11 protein-coding genes are annotated in these 15,129 nt (G+C 72.2%); 5 read left to right on the top strand and 6 right to left on the bottom strand.

Annotation, left to right across the window (positions count from 1 at the left end; genetic code table 11):
• Window positions 1–17 precede the first annotated feature (17 nt).
• The 3 genes from ACKI2N_RS27095 to cqsA all read left to right on the top strand — a co-directional run bounded on the left by ACKI2N_RS27095 (window position 18) and on the right by cqsA (window position 4,655).
• The gene (locus ACKI2N_RS27095; protein ID WP_426990854.1) at window positions 18–2,330 is read left to right on the top strand and encodes a catalase; all 2,313 of its coding nucleotides are present in this window, start codon (window positions 18–20) and stop codon (window positions 2,328–2,330) included.
• A 19-nt stretch (window positions 2,331–2,349) separates the two neighbouring features.
• The gene (locus ACKI2N_RS27090) at window positions 2,350–3,036 is read left to right on the top strand and encodes a PIG-L family deacetylase (protein WP_420991911.1); all 687 of its coding nucleotides are present in this window, start codon (window positions 2,350–2,352) and stop codon (window positions 3,034–3,036) included.
• Window positions 3,037–3,317: 281 nt separating this feature from the next.
• Complete coding sequence (gene cqsA, locus ACKI2N_RS27085) at window positions 3,318–4,655, top strand: alpha-hydroxyketone-type quorum-sensing autoinducer synthase (protein ID WP_420991910.1); 1,338 nt, start codon at window positions 3,318–3,320, stop codon at window positions 4,653–4,655.
• A 15-nt stretch (window positions 4,656–4,670) separates the two neighbouring features.
• On the opposite strand, the gene ACKI2N_RS27080 is transcribed toward cqsA, so the two are convergent.
• From ACKI2N_RS27080 to ACKI2N_RS27055, 6 genes are all read right to left on the bottom strand, one after another.
• On the bottom strand, window positions 4,671–6,014 hold the full coding sequence (locus tag ACKI2N_RS27080) for a sensor histidine kinase (RefSeq protein ID WP_420991909.1): 1,344 nt from the start codon (window positions 6,012–6,014) through the stop codon (window positions 4,671–4,673).
• Between the two features lie 141 nt (window positions 6,015–6,155).
• A complete protein-coding gene (gene ribA / locus ACKI2N_RS27075; RefSeq protein WP_420991908.1) occupies window positions 6,156–6,752 on the bottom strand; it encodes a GTP cyclohydrolase II in 597 nt (198 codons plus the stop codon).
• Window positions 6,753–6,955: 203 nt separating this feature from the next.
• Entirely contained in the window at window positions 6,956–7,648 is a 693-nt protein-coding gene (gene pdeM, locus ACKI2N_RS27070; RefSeq protein WP_420991907.1) for a ligase-associated DNA damage response endonuclease PdeM, read from the bottom strand.
• Window positions 7,649–7,694: 46 nt separating this feature from the next.
• A complete protein-coding gene (locus tag ACKI2N_RS27065; RefSeq protein WP_420991905.1) occupies window positions 7,695–10,415 on the bottom strand; it encodes a ligase-associated DNA damage response DEXH box helicase in 2,721 nt (906 codons plus the stop codon).
• Window positions 10,412–12,106 carry an ATP-dependent DNA ligase gene (locus ACKI2N_RS27060; protein WP_420991904.1) on the bottom strand — a complete coding sequence of 565 codons (1,695 nt, stop codon included), beginning with the start codon at window positions 12,104–12,106 and terminating at the stop codon, window positions 10,412–10,414. The genes ACKI2N_RS27065 and ACKI2N_RS27060 overlap by 4 nt, the downstream gene beginning before the upstream one ends.
• Entirely contained in the window at window positions 12,103–13,158 is a 1,056-nt protein-coding gene (locus ACKI2N_RS27055) for a ligase-associated DNA damage response exonuclease (RefSeq protein WP_420991902.1), read from the bottom strand. Before ACKI2N_RS27055 ends, ACKI2N_RS27060 begins: the two co-directional genes overlap by 4 nt.
• A 304-nt stretch (window positions 13,159–13,462) precedes the next feature.
• On the opposite strand from ACKI2N_RS27055, the gene ACKI2N_RS27050 reads away from it, so the two are divergent.
• Complete coding sequence (locus tag ACKI2N_RS27050) at window positions 13,463–14,047, top strand: type 1 glutamine amidotransferase domain-containing protein (protein WP_420991901.1); 585 nt, start codon at window positions 13,463–13,465, stop codon at window positions 14,045–14,047.
• A gap of 275 nt (window positions 14,048–14,322) precedes the next feature.
• Window positions 14,323–15,105, top strand: a complete 783-nt coding sequence (locus tag ACKI2N_RS27045) for an STAS domain-containing protein (protein ID WP_426990853.1) — start codon at window positions 14,323–14,325, stop codon at window positions 15,103–15,105.
• Window positions 15,106–15,129 lie beyond the last annotated feature (24 nt).

Genomic DNA, 15,129 nt, shown 5'->3' with positions numbered 1-15,129 from the left:
CCCATCAGGATTCCGACATGGCCAAGACGCCCGCTTCCAAGAAGACTTCCGCCAGCAGCAAGGCCGCAGCCAGATCCCCCCGCAGCAACGGCAACGGCAATGACAGCGGCAACGGCAACGGCGGCGGCGCGCCGCAGGGCCTGACCGGCGCCTCGACCAGCGACGTGACGCAGACCGCAACCCGCGCGGCCACCGGCGCGGAGGCCGCCTACGACCGCGCCGTCAAGGAGCGCCTGGCGCCCACGCCGCGCGCGCTGGGCTCGGACACGGTCGGCAACCTGGTTTCCAACGAGGACCAGGTGCTCACCACCAACCAGGGCATGGCGATCGGCGAGGACGACAACTCCTTGCGCCTGGATGCGCGCGGCCCGACCTTGCTGGAAGATTTCCTGCTGCGCGAGAAGATCACGCACTTCGACCACGAGCGCATCCCGGAACGCGTGGTCCACGCGCGCGGCGCGGGCGCGCATGGTTATTTCGAGCTGCATGAATCGCTGGCGGACTACACCACCGCGGATTTCCTCACCCGCACGGACGGGCAGACGCCGGTCTTCGTGCGCTTTTCCACGGTGGCCGGCTCGCGCGGCTCGCCCGACCTGGCGCGCGACGTGCGCGGCTTCGCGGTCAAGTTCTATACGCGCCAGGGCAACTACGACCTGGTCGGCAACAACATGCCGGTGTTCTTCATCCAGGACGCGATCAAGTTCCCCGACTTCGTCCACGCGGTAAAGCCCGAGCCGCACAACGAGATCCCGCAGGCCGCCTCGGCGCACGACACCTTCTGGGACTTCGTCTCGCTGCAGCCCGAATCGATGCACATGGTGCTGTGGACCATGTCCGGGCGCGCGCTGCCGCGCAGCTTCCGCACCATGGAAGGCTTCGGCGTGCATACCTTCCGCCTGATCAACGCGCAGGGCCGCGCCACCTTCGTCAAGTTCCACTGGAAGCCGGTGCTGGGCGCGCATTCGCTGGTGTGGGACGAGGCCCTGAAGATCAACGGCAAGGACCCGGACTTCCACCGGCGCGACCTGTGGGAATCGATCGAGAACGGCGCCTTTCCCGAGTACGAGCTCGGCGTGCAGCTGGTGCCCGAGGAAGACGAGCACCAGTTCGGCTTCGACCTGCTGGACCCCACCAAGCTGATCCCGGAAGAACTGGTGCCGGTGCGCCGCGTGGGCAAGATGGTGCTGAACCGCAACCCGGACAACTTCTTCGCCGAGACCGAGCAGGTGGCGTTCCACCCGGGCCACCTCGTGCCGGGGCTGGATTTCACCAACGATCCGCTGCTGCAAGGCCGGCTGTTCTCCTACCTGGACACCCAGCTCACGCGCCTGGGCGGCCCCAACTTCCACGAGCTGCCCGTTAACCGGCCGCTGGCCCCGGTGCACAACAACCAGCGCGACGGCTTCATGCGCCAGACCGCAGTGCGCGGCCGCTCGAGCTACCAGCCGAACACGGTCGGCGGCGGCTGCCCGTTCCTGGCGGGCGATGCCGACGCCCATCTCGGCTACGCGGAGGCGGCGGCCGCAGGCGCGGCCAAGATACGGCGCCGCAGCGAGACCTTCTCCGACCACTTCTCGCAGGCCAACCTGTTCTGGCGCAGCCAGACCGACGTCGAGAAAGGCCAGATCGTCGATGCCTACACCTTCGAGCTGTCCAAGGTGGAGACCCCCGCCATCCGCGCCCGTGTGGTCGGCCAGCTGGCGCATATCGCGCCCGAGCTGGCCAGCGGCGTGGCGGCCAAGCTGGGCATCGAGGTGGAACCGGTGGGCGAGCCGGTGGAGATCGACGACTACGGCATCGAGGCGTCGCCGGCGCTGAGCCTGGATTCGCAGCCCAAGGGCGACCTGCGCGGCCGCAAGATCGCGGTGCTGGTGGCCGACGGCGTGAGCGGCGCGGCGGTGGCAGCGTTGCAGAAGCGGGTGCAGGCGGCCGGCGCCTCGGCCAAGGTGGTGGGGCCGCGCGCGGCCGGCGTGACCTCGGCCGAAGGCAAGCCGATCGCCGTCGACCATGCCTTGCCGTCGGTCGGCTCGGTGCTGTTCGACGCGGTCTACGTGCCCGAGGGCGACACCGGCGCGCTGGAGGCCGAGCCGGCCGCCCTGCTTTTCGTGTGCGAGGCTTACAAGCACTACAAGGCCATCGGCGCGGGCGGCACCGGCGCCGTGCTGGTGGCGGCGGCCGCCCGCGCGGCCGGCATCGAGGGCGGCTTTGCCGGGCCGGGCGTGGTGCTCGGCAAGTCCGACGGCGCCGCCCAGCACGACGCCTTCCTGGCGGCCGTCGGCGAGCACCGCTGGTGGGCCCGCGCCGACGCCGCGCGCGTGATGGCCTGAGCGCGGCATGGCGCCCGCCATGCCTGCCCTGGTGGTGTCGCCCCACCTGGACGATGCCGTCTTCAGTTGCGGCGAGCTGCTGGCGGCGCGTCCCGGCTCCGTGGTGGTGACGGTGCTGGCCGGCCTGCCGCCGGCCGGCGCGCCGGCGCCGCCATGGGACGCCGCGGCGGGCTTCGCCGAAGCGCGCCAGGCGGTGCTGGCCCGCCGCGAGGAAGACCGCGCCGCGCTGGCCATGCTGGATGCCGAAGCCGTGTGGATGCCGTTCCTCGACGGCCAGTACGGCGCGGCGGCGCCGGTGGCCGCGCTCGCCGCCGCGCTGGCGCTGGCGGTGGCCGAGCGGCCGGGCCTGCAGGTGGTGGCGCCCGCCGGCATCCACCACAGCGACCATTTCCTGGTGCACGAAGCCTGCGCGCGGGTGTGGGCCGCCCTCCACCGGCCTGGCACGCCGTGGCTGTTCTACGAGGACGCGATCCACCGGCGCGTGGCCGGCGAGACGCAACTGCGCCTGTCGCGCTGGCGCCAGGCGGGCGTGCTGGCCTCGGCCGCGCGCCTCGGCGCCGGCGCTGGCGACGCCGCCGCCAGCGCTACCCTGTGCAAGGCCCGCGCGGTGACCGCCTATGCGAGCCAGCTCCCTCTCTTCAGCGCCGCGCAACTGGCCGATCTCGCCGCCCCGGAACGCTACTGGCGCTGGCACCGGCGCGCCTGACGCCGCCGTCCGCGCCCCGTTCTGTGGCGCCACGGCCACTTTCTTGCGCCCCCGGCATCACAAGTGTCGGCAAGCGCGCGGGAGAATCCCCGTCCACACGGCAGAATAGCTTGTCGGCGCAACACGCGATCAGCCACAGGCAGTCCGTTCATTCCAGCCCATACATTGCAAACAATGGATGCGGACAGCGCCTGCGTTGCAACGACTTTTTCGCCGGACCGTATCGCAGGCATCTGCCAGCGGCCGGCATTTTCGTCGGAGTGATTCCAAGGGGAATGTAAATGAACAAAATGGAAACGGGCTGTCCGGAACGCGATCGCAAGGCAGGCCAGGCCGCGGCCGCGGCGGCCACCGTCGCGGCATGGCCCGACTTCATCACCGCCCGCGTGGCGGGGCACGAGGTGGAGCGCGTGCAAAAGCGCTGGGGCGGCAGCCACCTGCTGCACGGCCGGCAGCCCGGTCCGGACGCGGTGCACTTTTCCAGCAACGACTACCTGAGCCTGCTGGGCGAGCAGGAGCTGGTCATGGCCCAGACCGCCGCCATGCGCGGCCCCGAGAGCGAGTTGCTGATGTCGGCCGTGTTCCAGTACGGCGACAATCCGACCAGCCGGCTGGAACGCAAGCTGGCCGACTTCGCCGGCGCCGAGGCCAGCATCCTCTGCCAGTCGGGCTGGGCCGCCAACGTGGGCCTGCTGCAGAGCATCGCCAGCGAGCGCACGCCGGTCTATCTCGACATGCTGGCGCATATGTCGCTCTGGGAAGGCGCCCACGCGGCCCGCGCGCGCGCGGTGCCGTTCATGCACAACGACGCGGAGCACGCCGAGCGGCAGATCCGCAAGGAAGGCCCCGGCGTGCTGGTGGTGGATTCGGTCTACAGCACCAACGGCAGCCTGTGCCCGCTGGCCGATTTCGTCGAGGTGGCGGAGCGCACCGGCAGCGTGCTGGTGGTGGACGAATCGCACTCGCTGGGCACGCACGGCCCCGGCGGCGCCGGCCTGGTGGCCGGGCTGGGGCTGTCGGGCCGGGTCCATTTCCAGACCGCCAGCCTGGCCAAGGCCTTCGGCGGGCGCGCCGGGCTGGTCACGTGTCCGGCTTCGTTCAAGGGCTACTTCGCCGCGGAGTCGCGCCCCGCGATCTTCAGCTCGGGGCTGCTGCATCACGAACTGGCGTGGTTCGACGCCGCCGCGGATTTCATCGTCCGCGCCGACGCGCGGCGCGCCCGCCTGCATGCCATTTCCGCCTACGTGCGCGGCGCGCTGGCCGAGCTGGGCTACAACGTGTCGGCCGGCTCGGAGCAGATCATCGCGCTGGAGTCGGGCACCGAGGAGCAGACCCTGGTGCTGCGCGACGCGCTGCAGTCGCGCGGCATCTTCGGCGCGGTCTTCTGCGCGCCGGCCACGGCGCGCGACCGGGCGCTGATGCGGCTGACCATGAACGCCTGCCTGACCGCCGTGGAAACCGAGCGGCTGATCCAGGTCTGCGCGGAGATCCGCGACGAGGTAGGCCTGGCCAGCTGGCGCTCCAGCCAGCGCCGCCAGCGCGCGCCGGCGGCGCGCCACGCCGCGCCGCGGCAACCGGCGCGCGGCGAGCTGCTGGAAGTGGCGGGCAGCGCAGCCTGAGCGCGCGGCCGCGGCTCACTCCGCCGCGGCGCCCCGCCGCGGCACGGCCTGCGGAAATTCCAGCACGAACTCGGTGTACTCGTGCTCGACGGAGTTGCAGTGGATGCGCCCGCCCCAGGCCTCGATGGTTTCCTTGCAGAAGGCCAGGCCGATGCCGGTTCCCTCGTTGCGCGGATAGGTGTGGAAGCGCTTGAAGATGGAGCCCAGTTCGCGCTCCGGGATGCCGGTCCCGGTGTCGCGGAACACCAGGCGGTTGCGCCGCGGGCCCTGCTCCAGGCGCAGGCGGATCTCGCCATGCCCGGCGCGCGCCAGCGCGTGCAGCGCGTTCTTGATGAGGTTGAACAGCACCATCACCAGCAGCTTCTGCTCGGCGCGCACCAGGAAATCGTCGTCCAGCTCGGCGTGGACCAGCTCGCGCTGGCCCGCCTCGAACGGATAGCGCGCCAGCGCCTCGCGCACCGCCCCGCCGAGCGGGAACGGCTCGCCGGGCTCGCGGTCGGCGCCGCCGCGCGCGTTCACCAGCAGCACGTCGATGCCGTGGTTCATGCGCTCCACCTCGAGCTGGATGCGCGGCAGCGCGTCCTTCATCAGGCCGAAGTGTGCGCGCGGCAGGTTGAGCGAGTTCTCGGGCGTCTCGTTGTCTTCGTAGAAGCGGATCAGGCCCGGCAGGTAGCGGCCCATGCCCAGCGCCGTCGAGCCGATGCTGCGGATGGGCGTGCGCAGTTCATGGGCCACGGTGCCCAGCGCGATGGCCATGCCGTCGAGCTTTTCCTGGATCAGGATGCGCTGGTCGATCTTCAGCACGGCGATCGTGCAGATGGTGAAGCCGATGATGGGCAGCTCCACCGGCCACTTGACCTCCAGCAGCCCGGCCGGCGGCGGCGTCACGTAGGTATAGACCAGCCACGCCGCCGCGGTGCCCACCACCAGCGAGGCCGCGCCGCCCACCCAGCCGCTGAAATTGAACAGGATAATCACGGCGATCACCAGCGACTGCGACCAGACCAGGTTGCCGTGATTCATCAGGTACAGATAGACGAAGAAGAACGACAGGCAGTAGGTCAGCGTGAACAGGAAATAGGGCGGCAGCCATTTGCGCTCGCGCAGATCGCGCGTGACCAGCAGCGGCAGGCACATCAGCATGGCCACCAGCCGCAGGACCAGGCTTTCGTATGGCTGGGGAAACCAGAATGTCCAGACCGCGTAGAACACCGGGAAGCCGATGAACGCCAGCCAGCCCAGCAGGCGGATGCGCTTGATCTGCGCCGGCTGGCGCACGTCGAGGTGGACTTCCCGGGCAAGCACCCGGCGCAGGCGCACCGCACCTTCCCCGCAACTGCGTTGAATCTGGGCAAGCATGTTCAAAACCGGCTGATGAATGGCGTCGATACACGAGTGTATCTGGATAGCCGGAGATGCCGGCCAGTTTTGTGCGCTGCTCGTGGCTTTGCCGCATCGCGCCCGCGGCGGCGCGATGCCGCCGGTCAGGCCCTGCCCGGCTCAGTCCAGCAGATGCCCCATGCGCACACGCTTGGTGGCCAGGTATTTCTCGTTCTCGGCGTTGGACGGGATGATATGGCGCATCTGCTCCACCACCGTGATGCCGGCGGCTTCCAGCGCCTGCTTCTTCTTCGGGTTGTTGCTCATCAGCCGGATCGACTTCACGCCCCACTGGTGCAGCAGGTCGGCGGCGAAAGCGTAGTTGCGCGCGTCGATTTCCTGGCCCAGCGCCAGGTTGGCGTCCACCGTGTCCAGCCCCTGGTCCTGCAGCGCATACGCGCGGATCTTGTGGCCCAGGCCGATGCCGCGCCCTTCCTGGCCGCGCAGGTAGAGCAGGATGCCGCGCCCTTCCTCGGCGATCTTCTTCATGGCCAGTTCGAGCTGTTCGCCGCAGTCGCAGCGGCAGGAGCCGAACACGTCGCCGGTCAGGCACTCGGAATGCAGGCGGGTCAGCACGCCCTCGCCGGCGATGTCGCCGACGCTCAGCGCCAGGTGTTCGATGCCCGAGACCGCCCCCTTGAACGCGGTGGCGGTGAATTTGCCGAAACGGGTCGGCAAGCGGGCCGAGCCGATCAGCTCGATTTCTGTGTCATTCATGTCAGTCGGTATTGGCGCCGTCGCTTGCCTGGCAGGGCCAGCGGGCGCGCTTTGGCAGCGTCCAGCCCGCTAAGGTAGCACGAGCGGGCTCCTATCGCTGGAGCGCCGCAGCCGGCACCGGCGTCCGGCGGTTTGCCGCGGCGGCGGGGGAATCGCCGGAAAGTTTATCTTGTTTCACTTTTACGGACGGACAGCGGCGCGCCTCAGCCGCGCGCCGGCACCGCCCACACGCGCCCGCCGCCGGCCACGTAGATCCGTTCGCCGGGCGCCGGCCTGACCGTGAAACGCCCGGTGAAGGCACCGAAGGCCGGCAGCACGGCGCCGTGGGGGCCGAACACGAAGCACGGCAGGCGCAAGGCATCGGCCTCGCCGCGGCCGCGCAGCACGTAGGCCGGATGCAGGTGCCCGGCCAGCACGTAGGCGGCGCCGGCCAGGTCCCGGCGCGGCAGGTGGCACAGCGCGAAGGGGCCGGCGCGCAGCGGTTCGTCCGCCACGGCGATGCCGAGCTCGGGCGGCGGGTCGCCGGCGTGGACGTCGTGATTGCCGCGCACCAGCGTGCAGGCCAGCCCGTCCGGCAGGCCGGCGCGCCACTGCCGCAGCGCGGCCAGCGTGGCCGGCGTGCGGGCCGCGCGCGCATGGAGGAAATCGCCGAGGAAGACCAGATGCTCGGCCGGGTAGCGCGCCAGCAGCGCGCTCAGCCGCGCGAGGTTGTCGGCGGTGGTGCCGGACGGCACCGGCTGGCCCAGTGCGCGGAACGCGGCGGCCTTGCCGAAGTGCGCGTCGGCCACCAGCAGCATGCGCGCGGCCGGCCACCAGAGCGCGCATTCGGGCAGCAGCCAGAGGGTTTCGCCCGCCACCTCGACCGGCGCGGGCTGGGATTCGGACGGCGGCGTCATGGGCTGGCGGCGGGGTCGCAACGAAAAGCGCGGGGAGCCGGCAAGCTTACAACAGCGGCAACGGCCGCGACGGTCGTGCCGGCCGTGATGGCCGGCGGGCGCGGCGCGGCTTGCGTCCAGGCGGCGCGGCGTGGTCGGCCAGGCCGAAGCGCGCGGTTTCGGCGACCTCCGCCACCTCGGCCACCGCTGCCACGCCCACGCCGGCAGCCGCGCTGTCCGGCGCCGGCCCGGCCGCTTTCTCCAGGTCGGCCAGCATGCGGGCGATGCGGTCGGCCAGCTTTTCCGTGCTCAGCTTCTCGCGCAGGAACTCCACCACCAGCGGGAAGGACAGCGGCGAGGGCCGGCTCAGCGCGCGCAGGTCCAGCCGTTGCGCGGCCATGCGGCGCAGCGTGCGCGCCAGCTGCTCGGCGTCCAGTTCCTGGCGCAGCACCTCGCGCTCGGCCTGGCCCAGCAGCAGGTTGGCGGGATCGTGCTTGCGGAAGACCTCGTAGAACAGGCTGGACGACGCCTGCAGTTGCCGCGCGCTCTTGGCCGCGCCGGGATAGCCCTGGAACACCAGCCCGGCCACGCGCGCGATCTCGCGGAAGCGCCGCTGCGCCAGTTCGCCGGCGTTGAGGCTGCCGAGCACTTCGCCGGCCAGCGCGCCGCCGGCGCCCGCGCCCTCTTCCTCGCCGGCCAGCACCAGCGGCAGCCAGCGGGCCCAGTCCAGCGGCGCCGAGGACAGCAGCTCCAGGCCGTAGTCGTTGACCGCCACCGAGAACGTGGCCGGCACCTGCCGCCCCAGCCGCCAGGCCAGCAGGCTGCCCAGGCCGAGATGGACCGAGCGGCCCGCGAACGGATAGAGGAACAGGTGCCAGCCCTCGCGCGAATGCAGCGTCTCGGCCAGCAGCGTGGCGCGCGAGGGCAAGGCGGACCAGCGACTTTGCAGGTCGATCAGCGGCTGGATCAGCGGCAGCTCGGGCGTGCTGGCCGGCGGCAGCGCATGGCGCGCGGCGGCGTCGAAGGTGTCGACCACGGCCTCGGCCAGCTCGGTGGACAGCGGCATGCGCCCGCCGTTCCAGCGCGGCACCACGGCGCGCTTGCCGGTGGCGCGGCGCACGTAGGCGGTCATCTCCTGCACCCGCACCAGTTCCAGCAGGCGGCCGCCGAACAGGAAGCAGTCGCCGGGCGCCAGCCGCGCGATGAAGCCCTCTTCCACGCTGCCCAGCGCGGCGCCGCCGCTGCCGGCCCGGGTCCAGTAGCGCACCTGCATGCTGGCGTCGCTGACGATGGTGCCCACGCTCATGCGGTGGCGCCGCGCCAGCCGGGCGTCCGGCACGCGCCAGACGCCGTGCTCGTCGGGCTGCGCGCGGCGGTAGTCGGGGTAGGCCGAGAGCGTGCTGCCGCCCTGCCGCACGAAGTCCAGGCACCATTGCCAGTCGGCCTCGCCGAGCGCGCGGTAGGCATGGGTGCCGCGCACTTCGCGGTAGAGCGCGTCGGCGTGGAAGCCACCGCCCAGCGCCACCGTGACCAGGTGCTGCACCAGCACGTCGAGCGGCTGCTCGGGCGGCTCGCGCGCCTCGATGCGCCCGGCCGCCACCGCGTGCCGCACCGCCACCGCTTCGACGATCTCCAGGCTGTGGGTCGGCACCACGGTCACGCGCGAGGGGCGGCCCGGCGCGTGGCCCGAGCGGCCGGCGCGCTGCAGCAGCCGCGCCACGCCCTTGGGCGAGCCGACCTGCAGCACGCGCTCCACCGGCAGGAAATCCACGCCCAGGTCCAGGCTGGAGGTGCATACCACCACCTTGAGCGCGCCGCTCTTCAGGTTCAGCTCCACCCATTCGCGCACGTCGCGGTCGAGCGAGCCGTGATGCAGGGCGATCAGCCCGGCCCAGTCCGGGCGCGCGCCGAGCAGCGCCTGGAACCACAGCTCGGCCTGCGAGCGCGTGTTGAGGAAGACCAGCGTGGTGGCGGCGCCCTCCACTTCCTCGATCACCTTGGGCAGCATGCGCAGGCCCAGGTGGCCGGCCCACGGGAAGCGGTCGGCACTGTCCGGCAGCAGGGTGTCGATCACCAGCGTCTTGGGCGTCTTGCCTTGCACCAGCGCGCGGCGCCGCGGCGGGATGCCGGACAGCAGCACCTCGCTGGCCTGCGCCAGGTTGCCCAGCGTGGCCGACAGCCCCCAGATGGCCAGCCCCGGGCGCCACTGGCGCAGCCGCGCCAGCGCCAGCTGCACCTGCACGCCGCGCTTGTTGCCGATCAGCTCGTGCCATTCGTCCACCACCACCAGGCGCACCGGGCCCAGCACGGCCTGCGCGTCGGCGCGCGTGAGCAGCAGCGACAGGCTCTCCGGCGTGGTCACCAGCGCCGTGGGCAGGCGGCGCGCCTGCGCGGCGCGCTCGGCGCTGCCGGTGTCGCCGGTGCGCAGGCCCACCGTCCACGGCAGGCCGAGTTCGGCCAGCGGCGCCTGCAGCGCGCGCACGGTGTCGGCCGCCAGCGCGCGCATGGGCGTGAGCCACAGCACGGTCAGCGGCGGCGCGTCGGTGCCGCCGCGCGCGGCCGCGCCGAAGGCGAGCAAGGCGCCGAGCCAGGCCGCGTAGGTCTTGCCGGTGCCGGTGGTGGCATGCAGCAGACCGCCCTTGCCCTGCGCCAGCGCGTCCCACACGGCGCGCTGGAACGGGAACGGCTGCCAGCCGCGCGCGGCGAACCACGCCGCCACGGCGGCTTCCATTTCGGCGCGGGCCGCGGCGGTGGCGGCCGTGGCGGGCCGGCGGCGGGGTGCGTTCATGCCGCGGCGTCCCCCACCGCGGCGGCATCGTCCGGCGCGGCGGGCGCGGCGCCCGGCAGCATGCCCTCCAGCACGGCCAGCGTGTCGGCCTCGGCGACCGGCTTGTCGGTGCGCCAGCGCAGCATGCGCGGAAAGCGCACGGCGATGCCGCTCTTGTGCCGGCCGCTGCGGGCGATGCCCTCGAAGCCCAGCTCGAACACCTGGGTCGGCTCCACGCTGCGCACCGGGCCGAACTTCTCCACCGTGGTCTTGCGCACGATGGCGTCGACGGCGCGCATCTCGGCATCGGTCAGCCCCGAATACGCCTTGGCGAACGGCACCAGCGCGCGTTGCGGATCGCCGGGCGGCGCGTTCCACACGGCGAAGGTGAAATCGGTATAGAGGCTGGCGCGGCGGCCGTGGCCGCGCTGGGCGTAGACCAGCACCGCGTCCACGCTGTACGGGTCGATCTTCCACTTCCACCACACGCCGCCGTCCTTGGTGCGGCCCGCGCCGTAGGGCGCATCGGCCTGCTTGAGCATCATGCCTTCCACGCCCATCGCGCGCGAGGCCTCGCGCAGGCGCGCGAAGGCCGGCCAGTCCGGCGCCTCGACCAGCGGGCTGAGCTCGAGCGCGGGATGCCGGTGCGCGGCCGCCAGCGCTTCGAGCCGCCGGCGCCGCTCGCGCTGCGGGCGCGCGCGCCAGTCCTCGCCCTGCCATTCGAGCAGGTCGTAGGCCAGCAGGATCACCGGCGTCTCGCGCAGCAGCCGCGCGCTCAGGTTCTTGCGTCCGATGCGCTGCTGCAGGCGCGCGAACGGCTGCGCGCGGCGGTCCTCCCACACCACGATCTCGCCGTCGATCACGGTGCCGTCGGGCAGGCCGCGCGCCATCTCCACCAGTTCGGGGAAGCGCTCGGTCATCAGGTCCTCGCCGCGCGACCACACCCAAGTCTCGCCGCCGCGCCGGACCACCTGGGCGCGGATGCCGTCCCACTTCCATTCCACCAGCCAGCCGGCCGGCGGCCCGAGCACGGCGTCGAACGCCTCGGGGGCGGCCTGCAGCGGATGGGCCAGGAAGAACGGATACGGCTGGCCGCCCGCGCGGGCTTCGCCGGCGGCATCGGCCGGCGCCAGCAGCGCCAGGTAGCGGCCGGCGTCGGGCCGCGCGGACAGGTCGGTGTAGCCGACCAGCCGCTCGGCCACGCGCTTGGGGTCGATGCCGGCCACCTCGCCCAGCGCGCGCGTGACGAGCAGGCGCGACACGCCGACGCGGAAACTGCCGGTGATGAGCTTGAACAGCACCAGCCGCGCCGGTGTATCGAGCACCTGCCACATGGCGTCCAGGCGCGGCAGCAGCGTCTCGGGCGGCAGCCCGCGCAGCGGCAGCAGGCGCTGCTCGACCCAGTCGGCCAGGCCGTGCCCGTCGGCGTGCCGCGCGGGCGGCAGCAGCAGCGCGATGGTCTCGGCCAGGTCGCCGACCGCCTGGTAGCTCTCCTCGAACAGCCACGGCGGCAGCCCGGCGGCGGCCTGCGCCATCTCGCGCAGCAGCGCCACCGGCACCAGCTGGCGCGGCTTGCCGCCGGCCAGGAAGTAGACCGCCCAGGCCGCATCGCGCGGCGCGGCGGCGCGCAGCCAGGCCGCCAGCGCGGCCAGCTTGGCGTTGCTGGAAGTGGTGGCGTCCAGTTCGGCATAGAGCGCGGCGAAGTCTCTCATGCCGGCTCTCCCCCGGCGGCATCGGCGGCATCGGCAGCGGCCGGCGCGTCGTCTTCCTCGCCGTATTCGGTCTGGAAGGCGCCGGCCTGCCAGCCGCGCTCGCCGAGGTAGCGCACCATCACCGGCACGTTGCCGTGCGTGACGACGATGCGCTGCGCGCCGGTGGCCTCGATGGCGGCCAGCAGGCCGGGCCAGTCGGCATGGTCGGACAGCGCGAAGCCGCGGTCCACGCCGCGCCGCCGGCGCGTGCCGCGCAGCTGCATCCAGCCGCTGGCAAAGGCGTCGGCGGCGTCGCCGAAACGCCGCATCCAGGGCGAGCGCTGGGCCGACGGCGGCGCCAGCACCAGCGCCTGCGCGAACGCGGCCGGGCGCGCCGGCAGGTCGGCGGTGCGCAGCGTGGGCGGCAGCGCCACGCCGGCCGCCGCATAGGCCGCATCGAGCGCGGTCATGGCGCCGTGGACGACGATCGGGCCCGGCGCCTGCCCCGCCCCCTGCGCGGCGGCCAGGCCGTGCAGGATGCGCTGGGCCTTGCCGAAGGCGTAGCAGTACAGCACGCTGGCGCGCCCGGCGGCGGCGTTGGCGCGCCACCAGGCGTCGATCTGCGCCATGATCGCGGCCTGCGGCTGCCAGCGGTAGACCGGCAGGCCGAACGTGCTTTCGGTGATGAAGGTGTGGCAGCGCACCGGCTCGAACGGCGCGCAGGTGCCGTCGGCTTCCACCTTGTAGTCGCCCGAGGCCACCCAGACCTCGCCGCCGTGCTCCAGCCGCACCTGCGCCGAGCCGAGCACGTGGCCGGCCGGATGCAGGCTCAGGCGCACGCCGTGGTGGACGATGGCCTCGCCATAGCGCAGCGTGTCGAGCCGGATGCCGGGCAGGCGCGCCAGCATCACGCCGCGGCCCGCTTCGGCGCAGAGATAGTGCCCGTGGCCCGGGCGCGCGTGGTCGGCATGCGCGTGGGTGACCACCGCGCGCTCCACCGGCCGCCACGGGTCGATGTAGAAATCGCCGGGCGGGCAATACAGCCCTTCAGGACGGGCAACGATGAGATCCATGGGCAGGCATGAGGGTCTGCTATCGGTGGGCAGCGCCGCAAGAACCGGGCAAGGGCAGCCGGCACGACCCGAAGGTACCACTCAACCGCGCGGCCATGCAGCGGCGCCGCGCGGGCGCGGGGCATGGATTTTGCCACTCCGCATGCAGGTCCCGCGCGCCGCGCGGGCCGCCGGGCGGCCAGCGTGGCGGTTTTACACGTCCGTCCCAAAGCTACACGGTGCGGCGCAAGGTTCTCGTCCCCGCGGCCCGCGCCCTTCTTTTCCCACCGTCAGCCCCGCGGCTGACCGCCACCAGGAGTCACGCATGAAACAGGAACATTCCGCCATTCCCCAGGACGGCGCCCACGGCTCGGCGCTGGCCGGCAAGCGCGTGGCGCTGCTGGTCACCGACATGTTCGAGCAGGTCGAGCTCACCGGCCCGCGCCAGGCGCTGCAGCAGGCCGGCGCCACCACGGTGATCGTGTCGCCCAACCCCGGCCAGGTCCAGGGCGCCCACCACGACAGCAAGGCCGACCGCTTCGACGTGCAGGCCGTGCTGTCCGAGGCCCGCCCCGAGGAATTCGACGCGGTGATGCTGCCGGGCGGCGTGATGAACGCCGATACCCTGCGTACTAGCGCCGAGGCCCAGCGCTTCGTCAGGCAGATCCAGGAGGATGGCAAGCCGGTCGCGGTGATCTGCCACGGCGCCTGGCTGCTGGTCTCGGCCGGCATGGTCGAGGGGCGCACGCTGACCAGCTGGCCCTCGCTGGCCGACGACATCCGCAATGCCGGCGGCAAATGGGTCGACCGCGAAGTGGTGCGCGACGGCAACTGGGTCAGCAGCCGCAAGCCCGACGACATCCCCGCCTTCAACCGCGAGATGGTGGCGCTGTTCGGCGCGCACGCGTAGGACGGCACCGCCAGCGTCCGCGCGGCACTGTCCTACACGCGGGCACGGCTTTTGCGCCATATCCGCCATGCGGGGCACGCGCCGCGCCGGCGGAAAACCGGCCGGATCGCGCATGACCGCGGCAAACCGTTGCCGGCCAACGGCAACCACCAAGACACGCATCCGAGGGGGAAATCGTGGCGCCGACGCTGCATGCAGAAGCTACCAATCAAAGGCCGGACTTTCTTGTAGTTTTTACAAACGAGATCGAGCAGTTACTGGAAGAGTGGATCGGATTGCAACTGACCCAGGCCGGCGGCCAGCGCTTGGCCGAATCCGAGCTGCGCGACCAGTCGCAGCGCTTCCTGCACGGCTTGCGCGAGGCGCTGCGCGCCGGCGCCACGGCCGACCTCGACGGGCCGGAATGGGAGCGGGTGCGCAGCGTGCTGGCCGACATCTCCCGGCGGCGCGCGCGCGAAGGCTACTCGCCGGCGGATACCGCCACCTTCGTGTTCTCGCTCAAGCAGCCGGTGTTCGTGCGCCTGCGCGCGGCGCTGGCCCACGACCCGGCGCGGCTGGCCGAGGAGACGTGGGACATCAGCGTGCTGCTCGACAAGCTCGGCCTGTATACCGTGGCGCTCTACCAGGCCAGCCGCGAGGAGGTCATCGCGCGCCAGCAGCGCGAGCTGATGGAGCTTTCCACCCCGGTGGTGCAGTTGTGGGACGACATCCTGGCGCTGCCGCTGATCGGCACGCTCGACAGCGCGCGCACGCAGACCGTGATGGAAAGCCTGCTGCAGAAGATCGTGGATTCGGGCGCCTCGATCGCCATCATCGACATCACCGGCGTGCCCACCGTGGACACGCTGGTGGCCCAGCACCTGCTCAAGACCGTGGCCGCGGCGCGGCTGATGGGCGCGGACTGCATCATCAGCGGCATCCGCCCGCAGATCGCGCAGACCATCGTCCACCTGGGCGTGGACCTGGCCGACGTCACCACCAAGGCCACGCTGGCGGACGCCTTCCAGATTGCCCTCAAGCGCACGGGTGGCAGCATCGGCGCCATCCCCGCGCGCTAGGCCCGGCCCACGGACAAGGACACA

Origin of the sequence: Cupriavidus sp. 30B13, assembly GCF_049059565.2 — a bacterium.
Lineage (GTDB): Bacteria > Pseudomonadota > Gammaproteobacteria > Burkholderiales > Burkholderiaceae > Cupriavidus.
The sequence above is the reverse complement of the archived record's forward strand: the minus strand, read 5'-3'. Positions and strand labels throughout refer to the sequence as shown.

Coding starts and splice junctions, on each gene's coding strand:
- ribA (WP_420991908.1), bottom strand. CDS start 6,752: ATGAATGACACAGAAATCGAGCTGATCGGCTCGGCCCGCTTGCCGACC.
- pdeM (WP_420991907.1), bottom strand. CDS start 7,648: ATGACGCCGCCGTCCGAATCCCAGCCCGCGCCGGTCGAGGTGGCGGGC.
- cqsA (WP_420991910.1), top strand. CDS start 3,318: ATGAACAAAATGGAAACGGGCTGTCCGGAACGCGATCGCAAGGCAGGC.
- ACKI2N_RS27065 (WP_420991905.1), bottom strand. CDS start 10,415: ATGAACGCACCCCGCCGCCGGCCCGCCACGGCCGCCACCGCCGCGGCC.
- ACKI2N_RS27095 (WP_426990854.1), top strand. CDS start 18: ATGGCCAAGACGCCCGCTTCCAAGAAGACTTCCGCCAGCAGCAAGGCC.
- ACKI2N_RS27080 (WP_420991909.1), bottom strand. CDS start 6,014: ATGCTTGCCCAGATTCAACGCAGTTGCGGGGAAGGTGCGGTGCGCCTG.
- ACKI2N_RS27055 (WP_420991902.1), bottom strand. CDS start 13,158: ATGGATCTCATCGTTGCCCGTCCTGAAGGGCTGTATTGCCCGCCCGGC.
- ACKI2N_RS27090 (WP_420991911.1), top strand. CDS start 2,350: ATGCCTGCCCTGGTGGTGTCGCCCCACCTGGACGATGCCGTCTTCAGT.
- ACKI2N_RS27060 (WP_420991904.1), bottom strand. CDS start 12,106: ATGAGAGACTTCGCCGCGCTCTATGCCGAACTGGACGCCACCACTTCC.
- ACKI2N_RS27050 (WP_420991901.1), top strand. CDS start 13,463: ATGAAACAGGAACATTCCGCCATTCCCCAGGACGGCGCCCACGGCTCG.